The sequence below is a fragment of the Bacteroides parvus genome, from assembly GCF_017309675.2.
Taxonomy (GTDB): domain Bacteria; phylum Bacteroidota; class Bacteroidia; order Bacteroidales; family Bacteroidaceae; genus Bacteroides; species Bacteroides uniformis.
In genome coordinates, this window is the sequence record NZ_CP084680.1 from 449,371 (window position 1) to 474,814 (window position 25,444).

A 25,444-nucleotide genomic window follows, 5' to 3' on the forward strand; every position below is an offset into this window, starting at 1 on the left:
CTACCTTTGCCAACAGACAACTCTTTTAACAACAAGAAAATATGAAAATAGCAATTATCGGTGCCGGAAATATGGGAGGCTCCATCGCCCGCGGGCTGGCAAAAGGAACAATCATCCCTGCCGGTGACATCATTGTCTCCAACCCCACCCAGAACAAGCTGGACAAACTGAAGGCAGAATTCCCCGCTTTGCAAGTGACTAACGACAATCAGGAAGCAGTGACCGGTGCAGATATGATAATCTTTGCCGTGAAGCCATGGCTGATGAAACTTGTGGTAAAGGAATTGAAACTGAGAGGCACACAGATTCTTATCTCCGTTGCAGCCGGTATTCCCTTCGAAGAACTGACACACTATGTAGCAGACAAGGAAATGACCATGTTCCGCCTTATTCCCAATACAGCCATCAGCGAAATGGAAAGTATGACACTCATCGCCAGCCGCAATGCCACCAAGGAGCAGGAGCAGCTGATGCTGGACATTTTCAACCAGATGGGACTTGCCATGCTCATTCCCGAGGAAAAGATTGCGGCAACCACCGCCATGACTTCCTGTGGCATCGCCTATGTGCTGAAGTACATCCAGGCAGCCATGCAAACCGGCATTGAAATGGGTATCTACCCCAAAGACGGCATGCGCATGGTGGCACAGTCCGTGAAGGGAGCAGCCGAGCTGATTCTGAACAGTAACACACACCCCAGTGTTGAGATTGACAAGGTGTGTACTCCCGGAGGAATTACCATCAAGGGAATCAACGAACTGGAACACGAAGGATTCACCTCCACTGTGATTAAAGCTATCAAAGCGAGTATTTAATGTGCCAATATGCCAATGCCCTGCGGCGTAACGGTGTATTTCAATAACAACCCATTTAAAACAAATATAATTATGGACGAACAAATCAGACAAATAGCCGAACGCCTGCGCGGACTGCGTGACGTATTGGAACTGACTGCCGACGATATCGCCCGCGACTGTGACATCTCTGCAGAAGAGTACCGCCTGGCCGAAACCGGAGAATTCGACATCTCGGTCAGCATGCTGCAGAAGATAGCACGGCACTACGGCATATCACTGGACGCACTGATGTTTGGGCAAGAGCCCAAAATGAGCTCCTACTTCCTGACACGTGCCGGAAAAGGAACCAGTATAGAACGTACCAAGGCATATAAATACCAATCACTGGCAGCCGGTTTCATCAACCGCACGGCAGACCCGTTCATCGTGACCGTAGAACCGAAACCGGACAGCGAGCCGATACATTACAACAGCCATGCCGGTCAGGAGTTCAACCTCGTACTGGAAGGCCGTATGATGGTCAGCATCGACGGCAAAGACTTAATCTTAAATGAAGGAGACAGTCTGTACTTCAACTCCAAACTGCCGCACGGCATGAAGGCGCTTGACGGAAAGACTGTAAAATTCCTGGCAGTAATTATGTAATAAAGTTATGGTAGAAAGATTTTTATCTCAAACATCCTTCACCTCACAGGAGGACTTCATCAAGAACTTGAAGATAAACGTACCGGAGAATTTCAACTTCGGCTACGACGTAGTGGATGCCTGGGCCGCCGAGCAACCCGACAAACCCGCACTGTTGTGGACCAATGACCAGGGCGAATGCCGGCAATTTACCTTTGCCGACATGAAACGGTACACAGACATGACGGCTTCCTATTTCCAAAGCCTCGGCATCGGCCACGGAGACATGGTGATGCTGATACTAAAGCGCCGTTACGAATTCTGGTTCAGCATCGTGGCACTACACAAACTCGGTGCAGTGGTGATTCCCGCCACCCACCTGCTGACGAAGAAAGACATCGTATACCGTTGCAACGCCGCAGACATCAAGATGATAGTCTGCGCCGGCGAAAGCGTCATCACCGACCATATCACGGCAGCCATGCCGGAGTCTCCTTCTGTGAAACGCCTCGTAAGCGTCGGGCCGGAAGTTCCCGAAGGATTCGAAGACTTTCACAAAGGTATCGAGGTTGCTGCTCCTTTCGTGAAACCTGAACATCCGAATACGAACGATGACATCTCCCTGATGTACTTCACCAGCGGCACTACCGGAGAGCCCAAAATGGTGGCCCACGACTTCACCTATCCGTTGGGACACATCGTCACCGGCAGCTTCTGGCACAACCTGAAAGAGAGCAGCCTACACCTCACCATTGCCGACACCGGTTGGGGAAAAGCCGTGTGGGGCAAGCTCTACGGACAATGGATTGCCGGCGCCAACGTATTTGTATACGACCACGAGAAATTCACTCCCGCAGCCATACTGGAGAAGATACAAGATTATCACGTCACGTCGCTTTGTGCGCCGCCCACCATCTTCCGATTCCTCATCCACGAAGACCTCACGAAGTACGACCTATCCAGTCTGGAATACTGCACCATCGCCGGAGAAGCATTGAACCCCGCCGTATTCGAGACCTTCAAGAAGTTGACGGGCATCAAGCTGATGGAGGGATTCGGACAAACCGAAACGACCCTTACCGTTGCCACCATGCCGTGGATGGAACCGAAACCCGGCAGCATGGGATTGCCCAATCCGCAATACGACGTAGACCTGATAGACCACGAAGGACGTTCCGTGGAAGCCGGTGAACAGGGACAGATTGTAATCCGTACCGACAAAGGCAAACCGCTGGGATTGTTCAAGGAATACTACCGCGATGCCAACCGCACCCACGAGGCATGGAACAACGGTATTTACTACACGGGAGACGTAGCCTGGAAGGACGAAGACGGCTACCTCTGGTTCGTAGGCCGCGCCGACGACGTCATCAAAAGCAGCGGCTACCGCATCGGTCCGTTCGAAGTGGAAAGTGCATTGATGACCCACCCAGCCGTAGTGGAATGTGCCATTACCGGTGTGCCCGATGAAATCCGCGGCCAAGTGGTAAAAGCTACGATTGTATTGGCAAAAGAGTACAAGGCACGCGCCGGAGAAGAGCTTGTCAAGGAGTTGCAGAACCATGTGAAGAAAGTGACGGCTCCCTACAAATACCCACGTGTCATCGAATTTGTTGATGAGCTCCCCAAAACCATCAGCGGGAAAATCCGCCGGGTGGAAATCCGGGAGAACGACCAGAAATAATGCTCGCCACCCAGCATCCGAATCATAAGACAGCATCCGGGTGAATGAATAAGGAGGGGGTAAAACCGAAGTCGGCCATTTTATTGACGATTTCAGTTTTACCCCCTCTTTTTACAAATAGTTGTCTCATTGTGAATGTCAAAAGGATAAAAAAACTATATTTGCACGAAATTAAACTTCACTTGGAACATTTATAAACAAGAAAGACCGACACGGCATATGAAAAATAGAATGCAGATATGGAAAATACTGGCTTTCTTAGGAGCGGGACTTTTCTTGTCTGATACAATATACGCCCAACAATGGACATCCGATAGCCATTCGGAATACAAACGGGACACACTCCCTTTCTCACAGCGCTTCATCCACAGATTAGGCGTAGAAGGGCGTGCTGGCTATATTTTTCAGACCAACCCTTTTCTGGAGTACTCCAACCACCAATACAAGCCCATGAAAAATGCCTATGCCGGCCATCTGAAATACTCCTTCCAGCTCCGTCCCCACACCGTTGCCGACCAGGCTTATATAGGAGCCTATCAAGGGATTGGAGTCGGCTATTTCAACTTCGGCAATCCGGAAGAGCTGGGCAACCCGCTGGCGGTCTATCTGTTTCAAGGGGGACGTATCGCCCAATTCAGCCCCCGCATATCCTTGAACTATGAATGGAACTTCGGCGCATCGTTCGGCTGGAAACCCTACGATGAATACGACAACCCGGAGAACCAGATTATCGGCTCGAAAGTGAATGCTTATCTCAATGTGAACCTCTACTTAAAGTGGGCACTCTCCCTCAAGTTCGACCTGATGATAGGAGCTACCGGAAGCCACTTTTCCAACGGAAACACCCAATATCCCAACTTCGGTCTGAACACGGTGGACTGTAAAGTGGGGCTGGTATATAACTTTAACCGCAGAGCGGATGAGCTTGCCCAGTCATGGCAACGCCCTATCGTTCCTCCATTCCCCCGCCACGTCAGCTACGACCTGACTTTGTTCGGCTCCTGGCGAAAGAAAGCAGTGGCCCATGAAGGCAGTAGTGGCCAGGTACCCGCACCCGGCACTTACAACGTGTTCGGTTTCAGCTTTGCACCCATGTACAACTTCGGCTATAAATTCCGCGCCGGTGTGGCGTTGGACGGCGTATACGACCACAGTGCGAACATGAAAGAATCGTACGAAGAAGAGAACGGCTTCTATACCCCGCCTGCCAAAAAGCAGATGGCGCTGGGCTTATCTGCCCGCGGAGAGTTTGTCATGCCTTACTTCACGGTAGGTATCGGTCTGGGAGCCAACGTTCTGCACGGCGGCGGTGACATGAAGTCTTTCTATCAGATTCTTGCCCTGAAAATAGACGTAACACGCAATTCGTATCTCCATATAGGATATAACCTCCGGGAATTTCATGAGCCCAATTATCTGATGTTGGGTATCGGCTATCGGTTCAATAACAAACGCCCCAAGCTGTTCTGAACAATAAAGAGGAGGCTATTTATATAGATTCTTTTATTTCATCTGCAAGCACATATTAGCAAGTGCCACGCGCATATCATCTACTATATATTATAGTTAGTTTGTTAGTTCACAGCGATGAACACTTTGTTCAAGTATAGAGAAACAGTTTGTTCCAATAAGGAAAAACAGTTTGTTTTCATATGATGAAACGAAATGTTTTGTTAAGGGAAACACTTTGTTCGCCATAATGAAACAACTTGTTCTATTAAGGGAAACACTTTGTTCGCTATAGAGAAACGGTCTTTCATATCAAGAGCTTATAAAGAAAAAGCTCTGCAAATCAATGATTCACAGAGCTTAATCGAGTACTCGAAGCGGGACTTGAACCCGCACAGCCGCAATGGCCAAAGGATTTTAAGTCCTTCGTGTCTACCATTCCACCATTCGAGCATCCTAAAAAGGGAAAAGAGAGCGGAAAACGAGACTCGAACTCGCGACCCTAACCTTGGCAAGGTTATGCTCTACCAACTGAGCTATTTCCGCATTTGGAGAACGGGTGCAAAGATAAACAGTTTTCCCGTTTCTGCCAAATTTTTTTTTATAAAAGTACAGTACTCGCAGCGGGACTTGAACCCGCAGAACCTTTTACCTGCCCAGCAACTCTTTCTCTGCAGCTTGCATGGTCTCAAAATTGAAACCATCTACCACTTTCTGCATCAAGGCAGAGACTTCATCGTTGCAAAGGTTTCCGATACTGCCTTCATGGGTATGATGTACCTCTTTGCTGTGCGAGAAGTTTCCGGCTTCAATATCCAGTCCCACCTTCTTGTAGGCATCGCGGAAAGGCATCCCTTCACGTGCCAAGCGGTTGACTTCCTCCACACTGAAAATAAGCAGATACTTGTCATCATCAAGAATATGTTCGTTCACCTTGATTTCATTCATAATGTAAGTCGTCATCTGCAGACAGTCTTTCAGTTCCTGAAAAGCAGGCAGGAAGACCTCTTTGATAATCTGCAAGTCACGGAAATAGCCGGAAGGAAGATTGTTGGCTATCATCATAATCTGCTGGGGAAGGGATTGCAGTTTGTTGCACTTGGCACGCGTCAGTTCAAAGACGTCCGGGTTCTTCTTGTGAGGCATGATGCTGGAGCCGGTAGTGCAATCGTCCGGCAGCTTCACAAAACCGAAGTTCTGACTGTTGAACATACATGCGTCAAAAGCCAATTTCGATATGGTTCCGGCCACACTGGCAAGGGCGAAAGCTACATTACGCTCCATTTTGCCACGCCCCATCTGGGCATACACTACGTTGTAGTTGAGGGAATCAAATCCCAAAAGACGGGTAGTCATCGTACGGTTCAGCGGGAACGAGGAACCGTATCCCGCAGCAGAACCCAAAGGATTGCGGTTGCACATCTTGAAAGCTGCCTGAAGGAACATCATATCGTCCACCAGGCTCTCGGCATATGCCCCAAACCAGAGTCCGAAAGAAGATGGCATGGCTATCTGCAAGTGTGTATAACCCGGCATCAGTACATCCTTGTAGCGTTCGCTCTGCATAATCAGCACATGGAACAATTGTTCCACAGCCTCCGCCACTTCCTTTATCTCTGCACGGGTAAAGAGCTTCAAATCGAGCAACACCTGGTCGTTGCGCGAACGTCCGCTGTGTATTTTCTTACCTATATCACCCAAGTTGCGCGTCAGCATAAGTTCCACTTGTGAGTGAACGTCTTCCACTCCCTCTTCTATCACAAATTCTCCACGCTCGGCCATCGCGTAGATTTTCTTTAATTCGGCCAGCAATTGCCGCAGTTCTTCCTTCGTCAACAAGCCAATGCTTTCGAGCATCGTGATGTGCGCCATGGAACCCAGCACATCGTGCTTTGCCAAATAAAGGTCCATTTCACGGTCACGGCCTACCGTGAAGCGTTCGATATCCTTATTTACCTGAACGGATTTTTCCCAAAGTTTCTGAGCCACGTTGTTTCTAATGATTAATGATTAATATTGTATCATCGCCAGCATATCTGCCATCTTCTCCAATCCTTCCTGCAAGGGTTTCTGCACCATGGCCTTCATAAACGGATTTATATCCATGCCGATGGTCAGCTTCATCTTGCATTCGGTTTCAGTGACGGGTACAATCTGTATCCACAAATTGAAGGGCAGCGGTGAAGTGGTTGTTGCAAACTTGATACACTTGCAAGGTTCCTTCTCCACAATCTGCAACGTAATCTTTCCCACGGGAGCCACCTCTATCGTCATGCTCTCCGCATCAAAACTCAAGTTCTTCACTTTGTCTTCAGGCAGACGGTCTTTCACCTTCTCCAGATTGCTCAAGTCGGAAAGCTTTTCATAAACAGCTTCTTGTGAAGCCGGTACAACTTTCACTCCACTCTCAAATTTCGTCATAATCAATCGTATTCAAAAAGAAAAAAGAACTATCCGGACAGAATCTATCCGAATGGCTCTTTTATCCATATTAACATTTTTACAAATAAGTTCTTATTTCCCGGACTCCCAATGTGCAGGGTCTTTACGCCATTCATTCAGAGTCTCCACATCTTCTTCCTCGATATAGCCCGTACGCAACGCCACTTCCATCACAGCCTCGTAATTGGTCAGCGTCACCAAAGGCACTTTGGCATCCTTGAAGGCCTTTTCGGCAACCGGGAAACCATAAGTATAGGCAGCCACCATGCCGATGACCTCACATCCGTCACGGCGGATAGCCTCTACAGCCTTTAAGCTGCTTCCACCCGTAGAAATCAAATCTTCCACGACTACCACCTTCATGCCGGGACGAAGTTCACCTTCAATCAGATTCTCCAGTCCATGGTCTTTCGGAGTGGAGCGTACATATACAAACGGCAGGTTCAATGCATCGGCCACCAAGGCACCTTGCGGGATAGCCCCCGTTGCCACACCGGCAATGGCATCCACCTGTCCGAAACGTTCCAAAATCAGACGCGTAATTTCAATCTTCACGAAACTACGGAGAGAAGGATAAGAAAGGGTTTTGCGGTTATCACAATAAAACGGAGACTTCCATCCGGATGCCCAAGTGAACGGGTTAGCCGGTTGTAGTTTAATCGCTTTTATCTTCAGCAACTTCTCTGCAAACAATCTTTCTAAAGTTTTCATAGCAAAACTAATCTATATATGATAAATATGGCGCAAAAATACGGAAACAGAATGAGAATAAAAAAGAGAAAGCCGATAATTTTCATTCGGAGTAGTCATTTTCCTCAGAAACCTCTATGCAACGACATATATCCTTCATTTCGAACCCTCTGCTCAAGGCAAAACGCACCAATTTGCCATTCAACTCATACTCACTTTCGGCACGGACGCTTTTACGCTTTGCCACCAGCAGCTTCTGCAGGACGGCGTGGTATTCCTCCTCATCAATCTCGTTCAAATAGGGCCAATAGACAGATGAAGATATCTTTTTCAACTGGAGCGCCTGCCCTATCTTCATCTTGCCCCATTTGGCAAAACGGTATTTGTCGTTGATGAAAGCGCGGCAGAAGCGCTCTTCATCAATGTACTTCTCTTGTTCCAGACGGTTGATGATACGGTCTATGGCATCATAGGCAATGCCCCAGCGTTGCAGTTTCTCCGCAATCTCCGCCCGGCAATGCTCGGCAGTGGAGCAATATGCCGCCACTCTGTTCAAAGCTTCAGTTTCAGTTATTTCTATCATCGTTCTGCAATTACGTACCGGTCGTTGCCGGAAATATCTTTTCGGATACGGACATTCGTATAGCCTTGCTTGCGAAGCATCGAAGCGACAGCCTCTCCAAATGCCCGGTTGATTTCAAAATAGAGTCGGCCGCCGGCCGTCAGCATGCTCCGTCCCAGTTCACCTATACGCCGATAGAAACGGAGCGGGTCGCTATCTGGAACAAACAAAGCCCGTGAGGGTTCCCAGTTCAAGACGTTTGGTTCCATATCCCGCTTTTCTGTTTCCGTAACATAAGGCGGATTACTGACGATTACATCAAAACATTCACCCTCAACCGGTTGATACGTCAGGACATCACGCTGTACAAATAGCACGGAGGCCTGCAAAAGGTGGTTATTGTCGCCGGCTATGGCAAGAGCTTCTCCGGAAATGTCCCAAGCTGTTACTTCCGCCTCCGGCAACTCCTTAGACAAAGTGACGGCAATACACCCGCTTCCGGTGCCAATGTCGAGAATACGGGAAACCGGAGCGACTTCCTTCAGCATCCTCTCCACCAGTTCTTCCGTTTCGGGACGGGGAATAAGCACCCCCGGAGCCACCCGAAAAGTACGCCCCAGGAAACGGGAAGTACCCTGCACATACTGTATGGGCTCAAAATTGCACAGACGGGAAAGAATGCTTTCCAATTCCCTTTCATCGTTTGGAGATAAAATCATATCTTTGCCCAGGTAATAGTCAATATTACCCTGACCAAACATTTCACAGCAGACAATACGGGAAAGATTGGCCGCCTCCCGGGGAGGGTAGCATTCCTGCAAAGCACTGCGGATATGTGAAACGGTTACATTCATTCGGGGTCCGGTTTTATTCGGGCTGCAAAAGTAATCATTAATTTTGATTATTCAACCAAAAGGTAAGCAAGGATATGAATTCAGAAGAAGAGAAATACATGCTGCGATGTATCCAACTGGCACAAAACGGGCTATGCAATGCAGCACCCAACCCGATGGTGGGGGCGGTAATAGTATGTGACGGGAAAATCATAGGCGAGGGATACCATGTGCGCTGTGGAGAAGCCCACGCCGAGGTCAACGCCATCCGTTCCGTGAAAGACACGTCCCTGCTGAAACGTTCCACCATCTATGTCAGCCTGGAACCGTGTTCGCACTATGGCAAAACTCCTCCTTGTGCAGACCTCATCATCGAGAAGCAGATTCCACGTATCGTCATCGGGTGCCGGGACCCTTTTTCTAAGGTTGCGGGCCGGGGCATACAGAAACTGAAGGATGCCGGACGTGAAGTTATTGTCGGAGTGCTGGAAACAGAATGTCGGCAGCTCATCCGCAGGTTCATCACTTTCCATACTTTGCGACGCCCCTACATCACCCTAAAATGGGCGGAATCTTCTGACAGATATATCGATTACTCCCGCACGGACGGTAAACCAGTTATCCTCTCCAGCCTGCTGACTTCGATGCTGGTACACAAGAAACGGGCAGAGCACAGTGCCATATTAGTAGGTACCCGTACGGCTGAACTGGACAATCCCGGCCTGAATGTCCGCCATTGGTACGGCTGTTCACCGGTACGTATCGTGCTGGACCGGCAACAAAAGCTATCCCCCAACCTTCACCTATTTGACGGTAGCGTGCCGACCCTCGTTTTTACAGAAGCCCCGCACGCTCCGCTACCGAATGTAGAGTATCTGCCAGTCAGCGACTACCGGCGGGATGTACTCCCCGAAATCATGGAAACGCTGTATACACGCGGATTACAATCCCTTTTGGTAGAGGGTGGCAGCCAAACGCTCCAATCCTTCATTGATGCCGGATTGTGGGACGAAATCTTTGTGGAAGAAGCTCCGTACCTTCTTCATTCCGGCGTCAAAGCACCCGAAATCAGTGACGGATATCCATTTGCAACAGAGTATTCTTTTGGCAGGAGTTTTCGCCATTATACGGCCTCAAGAAACAGTCAATAGCCTCATTTCAGGGCTTTTTTATCGAGAAAAAGGGGGATATTATCTATAATTTTATATAAAACTTCCCCGTAAAGCTGTTTATAGAAAAAAATGTTCCTATTTTTGCAACTTGTAAATAAACACTAACTTTCAAAATGAGAATAAAGTTTCTATCAGTAATTGTGAGTTTTCTTATTGTGTCATTTGCTCTAAGTTCATGCCTTGACTCTGACGACAATTATGAATTCAGCTCCGATGCTACTATACATGCTTTTGGTATCGATACCATACATGGCAAACATTACAAATTTACAATTGACCAGCTCAATAGACTCATCTATAACAGAGACTCATTGCCTGTAGGTTCAGACACCATCATTGACCGTATTCTGATTGATACTATGACCGTTACCGGTTGGATAACTTCAGGCTCGCCTACCGACACGGTATTCGTCATATCGGACTCCGTGGATTTGAGACCCGCCATGAACAACGATGCCGGCATGCTGTTCAAAGCACATGCCGCCGACGGCGTTACAGTCCGCGAATATAAACTGAAAGTTAATGTACATCTGCAAGACCCGGACTCACTCGTTTGGACAGACATGCAGAAAAGAGGAAATGTATTCTCCAATACCATCAATTCAGGTCAGCAAAAAGCGGTTGTACTGGGAGACGAACTATTTGTCTACACTTCCAACACTACTGCTTACAAGACATCGACTGCGCCCGATAAATACAACTGGAGCAAAGTCAATGTCAGCAACCTCCCCTCAGACGTAAAGCTGACATCTGCCGTAGAGTATAACAGTGCGCTTTATATGGTTACAGAAAGCAAAAGAGTATTCAGTTCCACCAACGGCGCCGCCTGGACAGAAGTCACTACATTGGGAGACAATGTTATAGTCCTCATCAATGGTTTCTCCGACCGGCTCTCGGGTATTGTGGAAATCAACGGAAAGCAATATTTCAACATCTGTAAAGACGGAAAGAATTGGGAAGCGGAAAACACTGCTGACAACCTTATCCTTGAAGAAGTCCCGGCAGGATTCCCTACCGAAAACATATCCACCACCCAGACCAGCACCGGCAATGGTGTAGAGAAGGTGGTTCTGGCAGGAATGCCGCTAGCCAACGAAAAAGAGACAACACCTTGGTTCTCATTGGACGGCAAAGGTTGGGCAAGCCTGGCCAACACCATGTATGACACATATTGTCCCGGCATGGACAACCCAGCCATCATGTACTATGGCGGCATGTTCTATTGCTTCGGAGGGGAACTTGACGCTATCTACAGCTCCATCACCGGCATTGCATGGAGCAAGACAGAAACCAAATTCCTGTTACCCCAGGAATTCAAAGGAAAAGGCGCGTACTCCATTATAGTGGAACCGACAAAAGACAAAACTGTGGCCCCGGCAGACAAACGGGACTTCATTTGGGTGATATTCGGCGGTAACGGCACCAAAAATGAAGTATGGCGCGGACGTCTTAACAGATTGGGCTTCGAAATACAATAATAATGATGTCATATAAGGAAGAAATCGATCTAAACCGGATACCCCAGCACGTGGCGATTATCATGGACGGTAACGGACGGTGGGCCAAGCAGCGTGGACACGAACGCAGCTATGGACATCAGGCCGGCGCAGAGACTGTGCACGTCATTGCAGAGGAAGCCGCTAAATTAGGAGTCAGATACCTTACTTTATATACGTTCTCTACCGAGAACTGGAATCGTCCGTCGGACGAGGTAGCTGCCTTGATGGGGCTGCTCTTCGACTCCATAGAGGAAGAGACGTTCATGAAGAACAATATCAGTTTCCGAGTAATAGGAGATATTGAAAAACTGCCAGTCAACGTACAGCAACGGCTCAACACTTGCGTGGCACACACCTCCCACAACACGGGAATGTGCCTGGTGCTGGCATTGAGCTACTCTTCCCGCTGGGAAATAACGGAGGCTGCCCGGCAAATAGCCGGTTTGGTACAGAAAGGTGAGTTGAAACCCGAACAAATCGACAGTGAGCTCATATCCCGTCATCTGACGACCCACTTCATGCCCGACCCCGACCTGCTGATACGTACCGGAGGAGAGCTCCGCCTCAGTAACTACATGCTCTGGCAATGCGCCTATTCGGAACTTTATTTCTGTGATACCTATTGGCCCGACTTCCGTGAAGAAGAACTACGCAAAGCCATATGTGACTATCAGAAACGCGAACGCAGGTTCGGCAAGACCAGCGAGCAAATCAATTAATCACCGGACACACAAATAGTAAATAGTAAATTGTAAAATAGTAAATAAAAAGATGCACTATCGTATTTTCTCCATACTCGTAACGTTTGTCTGCCTTTTCGGCTGCGCACTGACAACAGCAGCACAGGACGTAAACAACACCGATGAAACCGAAAAGCCGGTTATACTCTATTCGGGAACCCCCAAGAAGTATGAAATAGCCGACATTAAGGTCGAAGGAGCCCAGAACTATGAAGATTATGTAATTGTCGGATTGTCCGGACTATCCAAAGGGCAGACTATCACCGTGCCGGGTGACGAGATTACACAAGCTTGTAAGCGCTACTGGCGCCACGGTCTGTTCTCTGACGTGGAAATTACAGCAGACAAGATTGAAGGCGACCAAATTTGGCTGACCATTCATCTGACCATGCGTCCGCGTGTTTCCGACATACGCTACAACGGTGTGAAGAAGTCGGAGCGTGAAGACCTGGAAAGCAGAATCGGCATGATAAAGGGCGGTCAGATTACACCTAACCTGGTGGACCGCGCCAAGACCCTGATAAAGCGCTACTTTGACGACAAGGGCTTCAAGAATGCAGATGTAATCATCACCCAACGTGATGATCCAGAAAAGAAGAATGAAGTGATTGTCAACATCGACATCGACAAGAAGGAGAAAGTGAAAGTACATCAAATCACCATTGTAGGCAACGAGGCCCTCACGACCAAGAAGCTGAAGCGTGTGATGAAGAAAACAAACGAAAAGGGCAAGCTGCTCAATCTGTTCCGCACCAAGAAATTCATTGAGGACAACTACGAAGCGGACAAACAACTGATTATCGACAAATACAACGAACTGGGTTATCGTGACGCCATCATCGTGACAGACAGTATCAAGCCCTACGATGACCGCACGGTAGACATCTTCATGCAGATTGAGGAAGGACAGAAATACTACCTCCGCAATGTAACCTGGGTAGGTAACACACTGTATCCTTCCGAACAACTGAACTTCCTCCTCCAGATGAAGAAGGGTGACGTCTACAACCAAAAGTTACTTGAAGAACGTACAATGACCGATGACGATGCCATCGGCAACCTCTACTACAACAACGGTTATCTGTTCTACAGCCTCGAACCGGTGGAAGTAAACATCGTGGGCGACTCCATCGACCTGGAAATGCGTATCTACGAAGGCCGCCAGGCTACCATCAATAAAGTCAGCATCAACGGTAACGACCGTTTGTATGAAAACGTAGTACGCCGTGAACTCCGTACCCGTCCGGGCGAACTCTTCAGCCGTGAAGACCTGATGCGTTCCATGCGTGAAATCCAGCAGATGGGACACTTCGACCCCGAACAAATCCAACCCGACATCCAGCCGAGACCGGAAGACGGCACGGTAGACATCGGTTATGACCTTGTATCCAAAGCCAACGACCAGGTAGAGTTCTCCGCCGGTTGGGGACAAACAGGTATTATCGGTAAGTTAAGTCTGAAGTTCACTAACTTCTCTCTGGCCAACCTGCTTCACCCGGGTGAGAACTACCGCGGTATCCTCCCGCAAGGTGACGGCCAGACATTGACCATCAGCGGCCAGACCAATGCCAAATACTATCAGTCATACAGCGTTTCATTCTACGACCCGTGGTTTGGCGGTAAACGCCCGAATGCATTCTCCGTATCGGCTTTCTATTCCCGCCAGACCGACATCAGTAGCCGTTATTACAATTCGGCCTACATGAACAGCTATTACAACAGCTATTATAGTGGTATGTATGGCTACGGTATGTACAACTACGGCAATTACAACAACTACGAGAACTATTACGACCCGGACAAATCTATCCAGATGTATGGTCTTGCAGTGATGTTCGGTAAGCGCTTGAAGTGGCCGGATGACTATTTCCAATTCACAGCCGAGTTGTCTTACCAACGCTATGTTCTGAGTGACTGGCAGTACTTCCCGGTTACCAACGGTAAGTGTAATAACCTCAGCCTCAACTTGACCTTGTCCCGTAGCTCTATCGACAACCCGATTTATCCGCGCCAAGGTTCCGAGTTCTCGTTGTCTGCACAAATCACACCGCCTTTCTCTCTGTTCGACGGTACCGATTACAGCAAGTACAGCACCAGCAGCCAGGAAGACATGAACAAGATGCACAAGTGGATTGAATACCACAAGTGGAAATTCAAATCCAAAATCTATATCCCGTTAATGGATCCGATTACCGTTAAACGTACTCCGGTATTGATGGGACGTGTAGAATTCGGTTTGCTGGGACATTACAACAAATACAAAAAGTCTCCGTTCGAAACGTTTGACGTGGGTGGTGACGGTATGACCGGCTACTCCAGCTATGCTACAGAAAGTATCGCACTTCGTGGTTATGAGAACAGTTCATTGACTCCATACGGTTCTGAAGGTTATGCCTATACACGTCTCGGACTGGAATTAAGATATCCTTTGATGCTCGAAACAAGTACCAGTATTTATGCGTTAACGTTTGTGGAAGCCGGTAATGCATGGCATGATGTCAATAAGTTCAACCCGTTCGAGTTGAAACGTTCAGCCGGTGTCGGTGTCCGTATCTTCCTCCCGATGATTGGTATGATGGGGATTGACTGGGCTTACGGTTTCGACAAAATAATGGGTTCCTCGCAATATGGCGGTAGCCAGTTCCACTTCATCCTGGGACAAGAATTCTAAGCAATGGACGATAGACAATTATCCATCGTCAATTAAATAAATATCGTTATGAAGAAGAGTTTATTGATCCTTTTTACGCTGTTTGCAGTAAGTATAACAGCCGGTGCACAGAAGTTCGCCTTGATTGACATGGAATATATCCTGAAAAATATTCCTGCTTACGAACGTGCCAATGAACAACTGGAACAAGCCTCCAGACAATGGCAGAGTGAAGTCGAAAAGATTTCCGAAGAAGCCAAGACTCTGTACAAGAACTATCAGTCTCAGATTGCTTCCCTTTCTGAAACACAAAGAGGCAAAAAGGAAGAAGAGATTGTCGCTAAAGAGAAATCGGCAGCCGAGCTACGCCGCAAATACTTCGGTCCGGAAGGCGAACTGTATAAAAAACGTGAAAGTCTGATGCAACCCATTCAAGATGAAATATACAATGCTGTAAAGGAAATTGCTACACAGAACGGATATGCGGTAGTTGTAGACCGTGCTTCCGCATCAAGTATCATTTTTGCCTCGCCAAGTATTGACGTCAGCAATGAAGTACTTGCAAAACTGGGATATTCAAATTAATTTCATACATTTGTTTCAGAATATAGACTGCATTCAAGATTAAAAATAAGCTTGCTTATTTTGTATTGCGTTCAGTTTGCGCTATATTTGCCCCCGACGAATAATCATTCAAATAAATAATAAACATTATGCTTAAAAAAATCGCACTACTCGTAGTTATGTTCGCCCTCCCGCTGGGAGCTATGGCGCAAGCTAAATTCGCTCACATGAATTCTCAAGATGTAATCGCTGTTATGCCTGAATTTACCAAAGCCCAAGCTGACTTGGACGCCATGTCTAAAAAATACCAGGATGAAATGCAGCGTACCAACGAAGAATTCCAAAAGAAGTACCAAGAATTCCTGGCACAAGCCGACTCTCTGCCGAAAAACATTGCAGAAAGACGTCAGAAAGAGCTGCAGGATATGGCTCAACGTCAGGAACAGTTCCAACAAGAAGCTTATCAAAGTATGCAGAAAGCACAGCAAGATGCTATGGCTCCCATCTATAAGAAACTGGACGAAGCCATCCAAGCTGTCGGCAAAACTGAAGGTGTTGTCTACATTTTTGACTTAGCCCGTACCCCGATACCATTCGTAGGAGCACAGAGCGTTGATGTAACTGCCAAAGTCAAAACGCAATTGGGCATTAAATAATAGAATTATTTATGATAAAGCAAGCGCGGATAGTTTTATCCGCGCTTATTTTTTATACATTACTGAGAAATTTGAATTATCTTTGCATGGTACATAGCCTTTAGAACGCATGAAACAGACATTACCTTCTGCAGCCGGTCCCATCGGAATATTCGATTCCGGATATGGCGGACTGACCATCCTAAGCAAGATACGGGAAGTCCTTCCCCAATATGACTACATTTACCTGGGCGACAACGCACGTGCGCCTTACGGGACCCGCTCATTCGAGATTGTCTATGAGTTCACCTTGCAGGCAGTCACCAAACTGTTCGAGATGGGATGCCATCTTGTCATCCTGGCATGCAATACAGCTTCGGCAAAAGCCCTGCGCAACATACAAATGAATGATTTGCCCCGCCTCGACCCAATGCGTCGTGTGTTGGGAGTAATCCGCCCAACCGTAGAATGCATAGGGAACATAACCCAAAGCCGCCATGTGGGAGTGCTTGCCACAGCAGGAACCATCAAGTCTGAATCCTATCCGCTGGAAGTGCATAAACTCTTCCCCGACATCAAAGTGAGCGGTGAAGCCTGCCCTCTATGGGTATCCCTCGTAGAAAACAACGAGGCACAAGGTGAGGGTACCGACTACTTCATACGCAAGAACATCGGCAACCTGCTGGCCAAAGACACACAGATAGATACCGTCATTCTAGGCTGCACGCACTTCCCGCTGCTGCTGCCCAAGATACAGCAATACATGCCCGACGGCATCACGACCGTCACCCAAGGGGAACTGGTGGCAGACAGTCTGAAAGACTATCTTCACCGTCATCCGGAAATGGACAAAAAATGTACCAAAGGTGGAAGATGCGTCTACCGCACCACGGAATCGGAGGAGAAATTCACAGAATCGGCTTCTACTTTCCTGAATGAATCGATAAGAGTTGAGAGGATTGAACTATAAATCCGTCAGCATTAAACATTAAAACAAAAACATTTGTTATATTTGTAAGACAGAAACCTCTAAATTCTTACCATCATGAAAGAAGAAGATAAAAGCAAACTCGTTGAGGTGTTCACCGGTTCACCGTGGGAAGCAGAACTTGTAAAGAGCCTGCTGGGAAATAGTGATATTGAAGCTGTAACAAAAGACGGAATGGTAGTAAACGTTGTACTGCCTGCCACTGCGGTAGATGTTTCCGTTCTCGTCAATGAGAAGGACTACGAAGCCGCCATGGAAGTAGTCCGTGAATACGAAAAGAGAGAAAATGGAGATTGATTTCAATAGAATTGCTGTCAAGGTAGGCAGCAATGTTTTGACACGTCGTGACGGCACTCTCGACGTCACCCGCATGTCCGCTTTGGTGGACCAGATAGCCGAGTTGCACAAGGCCGGCATAGAAATAATACTTGTTTCTTCCGGAGCCGTTGCTTCGGGACGTAGCGAAGTGCGCCCCACCAAGAAGTTGGACAGCGTAGACCAGCGCCAGCTCTTTTCCGCTGTAGGGCAGGCCAAGCTCATCAACCGTTACTACGAACTGTTCCGGGAGCATGGAATCCCCGTGGGACAAGTGCTCACAATGAAAGAGAACTTTTCCACCCGCCGCCATTACCTCAACCAGAAAAACTGTATGACCGTAATGCTGGAGAACGGCGTCATTCCTATTGTCAATGAGAACGACACCATCTCCGTGAGCGAACTGATGTTCACCGACAACGATGAGCTGTCCGGCCTGATAGCCTCCATGATGGATGCCCAGGCACTAATCATTCTCAGCAATATAGACGGTATCTACAACGGTTCACCCGCCGACCCGAATTCTCAGGTCATCCGTGAAATAGAACAAGGCAAAGACCTCTCCTCCTACATACAAACTTCCAAATCCAGCTTCGGACGCGGCGGTATGCTGACAAAAACCAACATTGCCCGCAAAGTGGCGGATGAGGGCATCACAGTAATCATAGCCAATGGGAAGCGGGACAACATCCTCGTGAAAATAATGAAGAATGAAGAATTAAACTATACCCGTTTCATTCCATCTCCGGAACCGGTATCGAGCATCAAGAAATGGATTGCACACAGCGAAGGGTTTGCCAAAGGGGAACTGCACATCAATCATTGTGCCACCGAACTGCTCTTCTCGGACAAAGCAGTAAGCATCCTACCGGTAGGTATCACTGACGTTATAGGCGAGTTCGAGAAGGACGACATCGTACGGATTATCGACTTCGGCGGTAAACCCATCGGTGTGGGAAAAGCCAACTGTGACTCCAGCCAGGCACGGGAAACGATGGGAAAACATGGAAAGAAACCCGTAGTGCACTACGACTACCTATATATAGAATAAGCCACAGACGGATACTATCCCACAATATATATACTTGCATATTTATCACTCTATATTCAATAAAAAAATGAACTTAAACAAAACTTTTGTCGCCGTACAAGATGCCAGCCGTAACATGTTAGCGTTGAGCGACAAAGAAATCAATCAAATATTACTGGCTGTTGCAGACGCTGCCATAAACAAAACAGACTTCATTCTGAGTGAAAACCAGAAGGATTTGGAGCGTATGCCTTCTACCGACCCTAAATACGACCGCCTGAAACTGACAAAAAGCCGTTTGCAGGACATCGCTGCGGACATCCGCAACGTAGCTGCCCTCCCTTCTCCTCTGGGAAAAGTCCTTAAAGAGAACGTATTACCCAACGGATTGAAGATAAAAAGGGTCAGTGTACCTTTCGGCGTCATAGGCATTATCTACGAAGCCCGTCCCAACGTCAGTTTCGATGTCTTCTCACTCTGCCTTAAAAGCGGCAATGCCTGTATTCTGAAAGGCGGAAGCGATGCAGACTATTCCAACCGTGCCATAATCAGCGTGATACACGAGGTACTGGAGCATTTCAACGTAGATACACATATCGTAGAACTGCTTCCTGCCGACAGAGAAGCGACTGCCGAACTACTGCATGCCAACGATTATGTAGATTTGATAATTCCGCGCGGCAGCAGCAGCCTGATAAATTTCGTACGCCAGAATGCCACAGTACCGGTTATAGAGACAGGTGCCGGCGTATGCCATGCGTTCTTCGACCGCTATGGCGATATAAGCATAGGTCCATCCATCATTGCCAATGCAAAGACACGCCGTGTCAGTGTATGCAACGCTTTGGATTGCCTGATTATCGAAGCCGACAGCCTGGCTGATTTGCCCGGCCTATGCCTGCCGCTACAATCAAGCAATGTAGAGATATTTGCCGATGAACCCGCCTACCACAGTCTGCGTGACAAATATCCCGTCGAGCTGTTGAGACTTGCCACTGAAGACTGCTACGGCAGAGAGTTCCTGGACTACAAGATGGCCATTAAAACCGTGAATTCTTTCCAGGAAGCATTGGCACATATCCGGGAGTACGGTTCCAAACATAGCGAATGCATCATTACGGACGACAAGACACGTGCCGAATGGTTCTGCCGGGAAGTGGACGCCGCTTGCGTATACGTCAATGCACCGACCTCTTTCACCGACGGCGCACAATTCGGGCTCGGTGCCGAGATCGGCATCAGCACACAGAAGCTGCACGCCCGCGGTCCGATGGCTCTGGAAGAAATCACCACATACAAATGGATTGTTGAAGGTTCCGGACAGACCAGACCTTGACAGCCGAATAACAAAGATATAGATACACTAAAAAGACTGTAAATATGAAGAACTTTACTTGCGTGCAGGACATCGGTAACCTGAAGTCTGCACTGGACGAAGCATTCGAGATTAAAAAAGACCGTTTCAAATATGTGGAACTGGGACGTAACAAAACGTTGATGATGATTTTCTTCAACTCCAGCCTGCGCACCCGCCTCAGTACACAGAAGGCGGCACTGAACCTGGGCATGAACGTCATTGTACTGGACATCAACCAGGGAGCCTGGAAACTGGAGACAGAGCGTGGCGTCATCATGGACGGTGACAAACCGGAACACTTACTGGAAGCCATTCCCGTGATGGGCTGCTATTGCGACGTCATCGGCGTACGTTCTTTTGCACGTTTCGAAAGTAAGGAAGACGATTACAACGAAGTGATACTGGAGCAGTTCATCAAGCATTCCGGCCGGCCGGTATTCTCCATGGAGGCTGCCACACGCCATCCGCTGCAGAGTTTTGCCGACCTGATAACCATTGAGGAATATAAGAAGACGGCACGCCCCAAAGTAGTGATGACATGGGCTCCACATCCGCGTCCATTGCCTCAGGCTGTCCCCAACTCCTTTGCCGAATGGATGAATGCAACTGATTATGACTTTGTGATTACACATCCCGAAGGTTATGAACTCGACCCCAAGTTCGTAGGAAATGCCCGCGTAGAATATGACCAGATGAAAGCTTTTGAAGGGGCCGATTTTGTCTATGCCAAGAACTGGGCGGCCTATACAGGCGACAACTACGGACAAATATTGAGCAAAGACCGCACCTGGACAGTAGGCGAGCGCCAGATGGCCGTTACCAACAATGCCTACTTCATGCACTGCCTGCCGGTTCGACGCAACATGATTGTGACGGATGATGTGATAGAAAGCCCGCAGTCCATCGTAATCCCCGAAGCGGCCAACCGGGAGATTTCAGCAACAGTGGTGCTGAAGAGACTGCTTGAAAGCCTCTAACCAGAGGACAAGACTACTTTATTCTTTTTAGGCGCGGATTACGCGGAAAACGCGGATTCTTTTCTTAAATTTTTCCGTGAAATCCGCGTAATCCGCGCCTAAAAAGAAATTATAGCAAATGCATTTCAGCTGCACCGCTATTACTTTTCCACTTCCTTGCCCGCTTCTTCCCAACCGATGAAACCTTTGTCAAGGTCATAGATTATATATCCTTTTTTGCTCAGTATGGCAGCGGCCTTTTTACTACGCTTACCACTACGACAATATACTGCAACCGGTTTGTCCTTCTGCAGAGTGGAGTCGGCCATCGTTTCAAACGACTCATCCAGCACATTGATATTGATACTGTAGGGCACGTGTCCTTCCGAGTATTCGGCAACAGTACGCACATCCAGAAGCTGCACCTCCGGATTGGCTATCAATGTGGAAAAGTCATCTACCGAAACAGACTTGAACTGTCCCTCCTTCTGCTGGCAGGAAAAGAGGGTGGTAAAAACGAGGCAAAAGCCCGCGAACAATGTCTTCATCGAATATTTCATTTTAGTCAGGGTTATAAACAAAATCGTAAGTCTTGATGTCACCGGAATAAGTGTGCACACTGAAATGAACCATAACCTTCTGTATACCCACTGCCGCATACTGCCGCAAAGGTACGGAAGCGTAGGCACGTCTGGTATAAGACACTACCTCCTCCTTTGCGTCATGATACAGCGTCAGATATACTTCACTACACCCGATAGCAGTATCCACAATCACTTCATCCTCAACAAAATGGAACTTATGCTCACCATTCTCCTTGACTATCAGTGTCATATTGAGATAGTCGAGTCCCATCCAGATACCCAGCACATCAGTAGGGTCTGTCCTGACGCCCTCCTCGAACTTGTCAGCCGTTTGGGGAGCGACAGAAAGAACACCGCTCAAGGCATACAGCACCGCACCGGCAGTTCCATCGGCAGTTACCTCCGAAGCATAATTACTGATGACACGTACCGAGGCGTTTGCCTCTATGTTCGTCTTTGTCTTGTCCTCCACTACCGGCAAGGTTTCCCCTTCATCCGTCACAACAGACTGCAGATAGCCGTCAGCCCCCGAAAAGGCAGTCAGGAACTCCAGCTTCACGGAAGGATAATGATAATCATCATCGCCACAACCAGTCAACAGACAGGCCAACAAAGGCAAAAGCCACCAATCACAGTACTTCTTCATGTATTCATTCTTTTATAGCCGCCAGATAATTCTTCAACGGGTTGGCATACATCAGCAGCATTTTTCCGCGCAGGAAGTCCACGTCCTTATTGGGAATGGAGATACGCTCCAACTGTTGTTCTATATAGGCCGTGAAGCGCTGCTTATCCCCGGCAGTGTAATGGTCGGAAAAATCCTCCTTCCCCTCGAGAAGGTCGTGCGCCACATAATTATTGGGATACATCCGGTAGCTGGCATGAATACGTTTGTCTATCAGTGCAGACATGCGTGCAAAGAGTTCGGGCTTCGGAAGTGAACGGTCTATCTTCGCCAATTCATCATTCATGCAGGCACCCGTCTGGAAATGTACCCGCCCTTTATAGCCGAACAGTCCGGTCTGCATATTCAGCAAGTCGTCAGCCGTCGTTTTCTTATAGCCTTCAATGTCCCGTTTCAGTTGGAACTCCTGCGCTTTCAGGAAGTCGCAAGGGTCGTATTCATAGGAAATGGCAAGCGGAGCTATGTTCATTTCCATCAAGCGGTCAATGACGTCGCCTTCACCGCCTATTGCCAGCATCTTCAGCACACTGTCCTGCGTGCGGTCGTTGGAGTCCTTGGCACGCCCTTCGCGTTGTGCAATCCAGATAGACTGTTTCTTCTCACTGATGGTATAGTGCATATAGCGGGACATGCGTGCGGAAGCCTCCAGCATCTGGCGCATGGTCAACGCACGCTGCACGATGAAGGACTTGTTGACACGCACGAATTTCTTAATCCACGGATAGACAAGCAGGTTGTCGCCAATGGCTATCTCTACCGTATCCATACCCTGGTCTACCAACAGAATGGACAAGAAACCGGAATCGAGAATAATGTCGCGATGGTTGGAGACATAGGTATATGCTGCCGACTTGTCCGGCAACGCTGTATGGTCCAGAGTCAATCCATCCGTAGCCTCCTTCGCCAGCTTCCACAGAAGCCCATAGCAGAAAGTCTTCTGAAACTCCAGCTTGGTTTTACACGCGCGCATTTTCTGCGACCATACTTCAAAAGGTACACCCGGCATCACAGTATCCACTGCCTGCCGGAACGCCGCATCGGCAATCAGTTCCTCATAGACTTGAGGAAGTTCCTCATCATGATAAGGACGGATTTCATCAAATTCCACGTTCGCATTCATAATGAATAATGATTAATCCTTAAACTTGTTTTCTATAATATCTGTCATTACATCCTTCATCTCCATTCCGGCAGCGCGAACCTGCTGGGGAATAAAGCTGGTGGCAGTCATTCCGGGGGTGGTATTCACCTCCAGCAGATTGATTTTTTCCCCTTCGGTAATGATATAGTCCACACGGATAATGCCGTAGGCCCCGAGTATATCATAAATGGCAGAAGTCAGCGTCTGCACCCGGCGGGTCAAATCGTCCGAGATGCGGGCGGGAGTAATCTCGTCAGACGCACCATTATACTTAGCTTCATAATCGAAGTACTCGTTGTAGCTCACCACCTCCGTAATGGGGAACACTACGGACTTGTCTTTTGTTTTGTAACAGCCGCAGGTAATCTCGGTTCCGTCCATAAAGGCCTCCACCAGTACTTCCTGCGCTTCCGCAAATGCCTTGGCTATGGCAGGTTGTATCTGCTCTTTCGCCGTCACCTTGGTCACGCCGAAGCTGGAACCTCCCAAGCTGGGCTTAATGAAGCAAGGCAGACCGATTTTCTCCATCACATCTTCATCCGTCACCGACTGTCCGCCGCGCAGCAACAACGATTCGGCAATGCGCACACCGAAACCTTTCAGATACTGGTTGCAGGCAAACTTATCGTACGTGAGCGACGCTGCCAGTACTCCGCAACACGAATAAGGGATATGGAGCATATCAAAATAGCCCTGCAGACGGCCGTCCTCACCCGGAGTTCCGTGGATGGTAATATAGGCAAAGTCGAATGTCACTTTCTCGCCACCCAGCACGAAGCTGAAGTCATTGCGGTCTACCGGAGCCTTGGCGCCGTCGGGCAGCTGTACATGCCAGTCCAGTCCGTGCATTTCTACAATATATAAGGTATACTTCTCCTTGTCGATGAAGGAGTAAATCCCCTGTGCACTACGCAGGGAGACGTGGAATTCGGAGGTATCTCCTCCGGCTACAATAGCAATCGTGCGTTTCATTCTAATTCTCTGTTACTGATATAGCCTCTCCATTTGTCTATCAGCCGGGTCATGTCATCGGGCAATTCCGAAGTGAAGTACATTTCTTCTCCGGTGACGGGATGCACAAACCCCAGCGTCATGGCATGCAATGCCTGCCGCGGACAAGTGTCGAAGCAGTTGTTTACAAATTGTTTGTATTTGGCAAAATGGGTTCCTTTCAGGATTTCGTGTCCGCCGTAACGTTCGTCGTTGAAAAGTATGTGTCCGATGTGCTTCATGTGCACACGGATTTGATGGGTGCGTCCCGTTTCAAGGATACACTCCACCAATGTGACGTATCCCAAACGTTCAAGCACCCGGTAATGGGTGACGGCATGCTTTCCCTGGTCGTCGGGAAGGACGGTCATCTGCATGCGGTCTCTGGGATTACGGCCGATATTGCCGACAACGGTCCCTTCATCCTGTTCCACATTTCCCCAGACCAGCGCCCGGTAACGGCGTTTTGTCGTCTTGTTGAAGAACTGGTTGCCGAGATTCGTCTTGGCATCCGGAGTCTTGGCTATCACCAGCAGGCCGGAGGTGTCCTTGTCGATGCGGTGCACCAGTCCCACATGCGGGTCATTGGCATCATAATCGGGATTATCCTTCATGTGCCAGGCTATGGCGTTGACAAGCGTACCGTGATAGTTGCCATGACCGGGGTGCACCACCAGACCGGCAGGTTTGTTCACTACCATCAGATACTTGTCCTCATATACTATATCAAGGGGGATGTCTTCGGGGATGACTTCATTCTCATAGCGTGGACGGTCCATCATCACAGTGATTACATCCATCGGCTTCACCTTATAGCTGCTTTTCACAGCCTTGCCGTTCGCCATCACGAAGCCTGCATCGGCAGCCTTCTGGATGCGATTGCGCGAAGAGTTCGTCAAGCGGTCGAACAGATACTTGTCCACCCGCATCATCTCCTGCCCCTTGTCCACCACCACACGGAAGTGTTCATAGAGTTGCGCCTCGTCACCCACCGGCTCTACGTCGTCCAGCTCATCATTATCTATATCATCCGGCAATTCTTCTATCATCACGGCAT

At 48.4% G+C, this 25,444-nt stretch carries 25 protein-coding genes and 2 tRNA genes; 15 read left to right on the top strand and 12 right to left on the bottom strand.

What is annotated here, in order from left to right:
• Nucleotides 1-41: 41 nt before the first annotated feature.
• From proC to JXR92_RS01860, 4 genes are all read left to right on the top strand, one after another.
• Entirely contained in the window at nt 42-815 is a 774-nt protein-coding gene (gene proC, locus JXR92_RS01845; protein WP_138344619.1) for a pyrroline-5-carboxylate reductase, read from the top strand.
• Between the two features lie 72 nt (nt 816-887).
• On the top strand, nt 888-1,442 hold the full coding sequence (locus JXR92_RS01850; protein WP_016272528.1) for a helix-turn-helix domain-containing protein: 555 nt from the start codon (nt 888-890) through the stop codon (nt 1,440-1,442).
• 7 nt (nt 1,443-1,449) lie between these two features.
• Nucleotides 1,450-3,105, top strand: a complete 1,656-nt coding sequence (locus JXR92_RS01855; RefSeq protein WP_138344620.1) for an AMP-binding protein — start codon at nt 1,450-1,452, stop codon at nt 3,103-3,105.
• A 219-nt stretch (nt 3,106-3,324) separates the two neighbouring features.
• Nucleotides 3,325-4,575, top strand: a complete 1,251-nt coding sequence (locus tag JXR92_RS01860) for an acyloxyacyl hydrolase (protein ID WP_138344621.1) — start codon at nt 3,325-3,327, stop codon at nt 4,573-4,575.
• A 348-nt stretch (nt 4,576-4,923) separates the two neighbouring features.
• On the opposite strand, the gene JXR92_RS01865 is transcribed toward JXR92_RS01860, so the two are convergent.
• The 7 genes from JXR92_RS01865 to prmC all read right to left on the bottom strand — a co-directional run bounded on the left by JXR92_RS01865 (nt 4,924) and on the right by prmC (nt 9,102).
• Nucleotides 4,924-5,007, bottom strand: a tRNA-Leu gene (locus JXR92_RS01865).
• A 20-nt stretch (nt 5,008-5,027) separates the two neighbouring features.
• Nucleotides 5,028-5,100 (bottom strand) — tRNA-Gly (locus JXR92_RS01870).
• Nucleotides 5,101-5,202: 102 nt separating this feature from the next.
• Nucleotides 5,203-6,543, bottom strand: a complete 1,341-nt coding sequence (gene argH / locus JXR92_RS01875) for an argininosuccinate lyase (RefSeq protein ID WP_131225538.1) — start codon at nt 6,541-6,543, stop codon at nt 5,203-5,205.
• A 21-nt stretch (nt 6,544-6,564) separates the two neighbouring features.
• On the bottom strand, nt 6,565-6,975 hold the full coding sequence (locus tag JXR92_RS01880; RefSeq protein ID WP_117958816.1) for an SRPBCC family protein: 411 nt from the start codon (nt 6,973-6,975) through the stop codon (nt 6,565-6,567).
• Between the two features lie 93 nt (nt 6,976-7,068).
• Nucleotides 7,069-7,707, bottom strand: a complete 639-nt coding sequence (gene pyrE / locus JXR92_RS01885) for an orotate phosphoribosyltransferase (protein WP_057258820.1) — start codon at nt 7,705-7,707, stop codon at nt 7,069-7,071.
• An 82-nt stretch (nt 7,708-7,789) separates the two neighbouring features.
• Nucleotides 7,790-8,269 (bottom strand): regulatory protein RecX, encoded by a 480-nt coding sequence (locus tag JXR92_RS01890; protein ID WP_057258824.1) that lies wholly within the window; start codon nt 8,267-8,269, stop codon nt 7,790-7,792.
• Nucleotides 8,266-9,102, bottom strand: a complete 837-nt coding sequence (prmC, locus tag JXR92_RS01895; RefSeq protein ID WP_131225539.1) for a peptide chain release factor N(5)-glutamine methyltransferase — start codon at nt 9,100-9,102, stop codon at nt 8,266-8,268. Before prmC ends, JXR92_RS01890 begins: the two co-directional genes overlap by 4 nt.
• A 74-nt stretch (nt 9,103-9,176) precedes the next feature.
• Here prmC and ribD point away from each other — a divergent pair, with 74 nt between their 5' ends.
• From ribD to JXR92_RS01950, 11 genes are all read left to right on the top strand, one after another.
• Nucleotides 9,177-10,232: a bifunctional diaminohydroxyphosphoribosylaminopyrimidine deaminase/5-amino-6-(5-phosphoribosylamino)uracil reductase RibD gene (gene ribD / locus JXR92_RS01900; RefSeq protein ID WP_057258828.1), complete on the top strand. Its 1,056-nt coding sequence runs from the start codon at nt 9,177-9,179 to the stop codon at nt 10,230-10,232.
• 134 nt (nt 10,233-10,366) lie between these two features.
• Nucleotides 10,367-11,731, top strand: coding sequence for a DUF6242 domain-containing protein (locus tag JXR92_RS01905; protein ID WP_119961423.1), 1,365 nt, complete (start codon nt 10,367-10,369; stop codon nt 11,729-11,731).
• Nucleotides 11,732-11,736: 5 nt separating this feature from the next.
• Nucleotides 11,737-12,471 carry an isoprenyl transferase gene (locus JXR92_RS01910; RefSeq protein WP_138344702.1) on the top strand — a complete coding sequence of 245 codons (735 nt, stop codon included), beginning with the start codon at nt 11,737-11,739 and terminating at the stop codon, nt 12,469-12,471.
• Nucleotides 12,472-12,523: 52 nt separating this feature from the next.
• Complete coding sequence (gene bamA, locus JXR92_RS01915) at nt 12,524-15,163, top strand: outer membrane protein assembly factor BamA (protein WP_131225540.1); 2,640 nt, start codon at nt 12,524-12,526, stop codon at nt 15,161-15,163.
• A 48-nt stretch (nt 15,164-15,211) separates the two neighbouring features.
• Complete coding sequence (locus tag JXR92_RS01920) at nt 15,212-15,727, top strand: OmpH/Skp family outer membrane protein (RefSeq protein WP_005834752.1); 516 nt, start codon at nt 15,212-15,214, stop codon at nt 15,725-15,727.
• A 128-nt stretch (nt 15,728-15,855) separates the two neighbouring features.
• On the top strand, nt 15,856-16,362 hold the full coding sequence (locus JXR92_RS01925; protein WP_005834750.1) for an OmpH/Skp family outer membrane protein: 507 nt from the start codon (nt 15,856-15,858) through the stop codon (nt 16,360-16,362).
• Between the two features lie 109 nt (nt 16,363-16,471).
• Entirely contained in the window at nt 16,472-17,311 is an 840-nt protein-coding gene (murI, locus tag JXR92_RS01930) for a glutamate racemase (protein ID WP_005834749.1), read from the top strand.
• Between the two features lie 75 nt (nt 17,312-17,386).
• Nucleotides 17,387-17,626, top strand: a complete 240-nt coding sequence (locus tag JXR92_RS01935) for a DUF2007-related protein (protein WP_005825154.1) — start codon at nt 17,387-17,389, stop codon at nt 17,624-17,626.
• Entirely contained in the window at nt 17,616-18,695 is a 1,080-nt protein-coding gene (gene proB / locus JXR92_RS01940) for a glutamate 5-kinase (protein WP_087332249.1), read from the top strand. Before JXR92_RS01935 ends, proB begins: the two co-directional genes overlap by 11 nt.
• A gap of 67 nt (nt 18,696-18,762) precedes the next feature.
• Nucleotides 18,763-20,010, top strand: a complete 1,248-nt coding sequence (locus JXR92_RS01945) for a glutamate-5-semialdehyde dehydrogenase (RefSeq protein WP_117965568.1) — start codon at nt 18,763-18,765, stop codon at nt 20,008-20,010.
• A gap of 44 nt (nt 20,011-20,054) precedes the next feature.
• The gene (locus tag JXR92_RS01950) at nt 20,055-21,008 is read left to right on the top strand and encodes a Rossmann-fold NAD(P)-binding domain-containing protein (RefSeq protein WP_138344622.1); all 954 of its coding nucleotides are present in this window, start codon (nt 20,055-20,057) and stop codon (nt 21,006-21,008) included.
• Nucleotides 21,009-21,148: 140 nt separating this feature from the next.
• Here JXR92_RS01950 and JXR92_RS01955 read toward each other — a convergent pair whose 3' ends face one another.
• The 5 genes from JXR92_RS01955 to JXR92_RS01975 are packed head-to-tail and all read right to left on the bottom strand — an operon-like array spanning nt 21,149 to nt 25,436.
• Nucleotides 21,149-21,535 carry a rhodanese-like domain-containing protein gene (locus tag JXR92_RS01955; RefSeq protein WP_117965661.1) on the bottom strand — a complete coding sequence of 129 codons (387 nt, stop codon included), beginning with the start codon at nt 21,533-21,535 and terminating at the stop codon, nt 21,149-21,151.
• A 13-nt stretch (nt 21,536-21,548) separates the two neighbouring features.
• Entirely contained in the window at nt 21,549-22,217 is a 669-nt protein-coding gene (locus JXR92_RS01960) for a NigD1/NigD2 family lipoprotein (RefSeq protein WP_117965571.1), read from the bottom strand.
• Between the two features lie 4 nt (nt 22,218-22,221).
• Complete coding sequence (locus tag JXR92_RS01965; RefSeq protein WP_117965573.1) at nt 22,222-23,376, bottom strand: 1-acyl-sn-glycerol-3-phosphate acyltransferase; 1,155 nt, start codon at nt 23,374-23,376, stop codon at nt 22,222-22,224.
• 12 nt (nt 23,377-23,388) lie between these two features.
• Nucleotides 23,389-24,369 (bottom strand): D-alanine--D-alanine ligase, encoded by a 981-nt coding sequence (locus JXR92_RS01970; protein WP_117965576.1) that lies wholly within the window; start codon nt 24,367-24,369, stop codon nt 23,389-23,391.
• Nucleotides 24,366-25,436: an RluA family pseudouridine synthase gene (locus JXR92_RS01975; RefSeq protein ID WP_005834741.1), complete on the bottom strand. Its 1,071-nt coding sequence runs from the start codon at nt 25,434-25,436 to the stop codon at nt 24,366-24,368. Before JXR92_RS01975 ends, JXR92_RS01970 begins: the two co-directional genes overlap by 4 nt.
• Nucleotides 25,437-25,444: the final 8 nt, after the last annotated feature.

What these genes read in the sequence shown, in the direction of transcription:
- JXR92_RS01975 (WP_005834741.1), bottom strand. Translation starts at nt 25,436, where the DNA reads ATGATAGAAGAATTGCCGGATGATATAGATAATGATGAGCTGGACGAC.
- proC (WP_138344619.1), top strand. Translation starts at nt 42, where the DNA reads ATGAAAATAGCAATTATCGGTGCCGGAAATATGGGAGGCTCCATCGCC.
- bamA (WP_131225540.1), top strand. Translation starts at nt 12,524, where the DNA reads ATGCACTATCGTATTTTCTCCATACTCGTAACGTTTGTCTGCCTTTTC.
- JXR92_RS01855 (WP_138344620.1), top strand. Translation starts at nt 1,450, where the DNA reads ATGGTAGAAAGATTTTTATCTCAAACATCCTTCACCTCACAGGAGGAC.
- prmC (WP_131225539.1), bottom strand. Translation starts at nt 9,102, where the DNA reads ATGAATGTAACCGTTTCACATATCCGCAGTGCTTTGCAGGAATGCTAC.
- JXR92_RS01960 (WP_117965571.1), bottom strand. Translation starts at nt 22,217, where the DNA reads ATGAAGAAGTACTGTGATTGGTGGCTTTTGCCTTTGTTGGCCTGTCTG.
- JXR92_RS01860 (WP_138344621.1), top strand. Translation starts at nt 3,325, where the DNA reads ATGAAAAATAGAATGCAGATATGGAAAATACTGGCTTTCTTAGGAGCG.
- JXR92_RS01910 (WP_138344702.1), top strand. Translation starts at nt 11,737, where the DNA reads ATGTCATATAAGGAAGAAATCGATCTAAACCGGATACCCCAGCACGTG.
- JXR92_RS01905 (WP_119961423.1), top strand. Translation starts at nt 10,367, where the DNA reads ATGAGAATAAAGTTTCTATCAGTAATTGTGAGTTTTCTTATTGTGTCA.
- JXR92_RS01925 (WP_005834750.1), top strand. Translation starts at nt 15,856, where the DNA reads ATGCTTAAAAAAATCGCACTACTCGTAGTTATGTTCGCCCTCCCGCTG.
- murI (WP_005834749.1), top strand. Translation starts at nt 16,472, where the DNA reads ATGAAACAGACATTACCTTCTGCAGCCGGTCCCATCGGAATATTCGAT.
- JXR92_RS01890 (WP_057258824.1), bottom strand. Translation starts at nt 8,269, where the DNA reads ATGATAGAAATAACTGAAACTGAAGCTTTGAACAGAGTGGCGGCATAT.
- ribD (WP_057258828.1), top strand. Translation starts at nt 9,177, where the DNA reads ATGAATTCAGAAGAAGAGAAATACATGCTGCGATGTATCCAACTGGCA.
- proB (WP_087332249.1), top strand. Translation starts at nt 17,616, where the DNA reads ATGGAGATTGATTTCAATAGAATTGCTGTCAAGGTAGGCAGCAATGTT.
- JXR92_RS01970 (WP_117965576.1), bottom strand. Translation starts at nt 24,369, where the DNA reads ATGAAACGCACGATTGCTATTGTAGCCGGAGGAGATACCTCCGAATTC.
- JXR92_RS01850 (WP_016272528.1), top strand. Translation starts at nt 888, where the DNA reads ATGGACGAACAAATCAGACAAATAGCCGAACGCCTGCGCGGACTGCGT.
- JXR92_RS01955 (WP_117965661.1), bottom strand. Translation starts at nt 21,535, where the DNA reads ATGAAGACATTGTTCGCGGGCTTTTGCCTCGTTTTTACCACCCTCTTT.
- JXR92_RS01935 (WP_005825154.1), top strand. Translation starts at nt 17,387, where the DNA reads ATGAAAGAAGAAGATAAAAGCAAACTCGTTGAGGTGTTCACCGGTTCA.
- JXR92_RS01920 (WP_005834752.1), top strand. Translation starts at nt 15,212, where the DNA reads ATGAAGAAGAGTTTATTGATCCTTTTTACGCTGTTTGCAGTAAGTATA.
- pyrE (WP_057258820.1), bottom strand. Translation starts at nt 7,707, where the DNA reads ATGAAAACTTTAGAAAGATTGTTTGCAGAGAAGTTGCTGAAGATAAAA.
- JXR92_RS01880 (WP_117958816.1), bottom strand. Translation starts at nt 6,975, where the DNA reads ATGACGAAATTTGAGAGTGGAGTGAAAGTTGTACCGGCTTCACAAGAA.
- JXR92_RS01945 (WP_117965568.1), top strand. Translation starts at nt 18,763, where the DNA reads ATGAACTTAAACAAAACTTTTGTCGCCGTACAAGATGCCAGCCGTAAC.
- JXR92_RS01950 (WP_138344622.1), top strand. Translation starts at nt 20,055, where the DNA reads ATGAAGAACTTTACTTGCGTGCAGGACATCGGTAACCTGAAGTCTGCA.
- JXR92_RS01965 (WP_117965573.1), bottom strand. Translation starts at nt 23,376, where the DNA reads ATGAATGCGAACGTGGAATTTGATGAAATCCGTCCTTATCATGATGAG.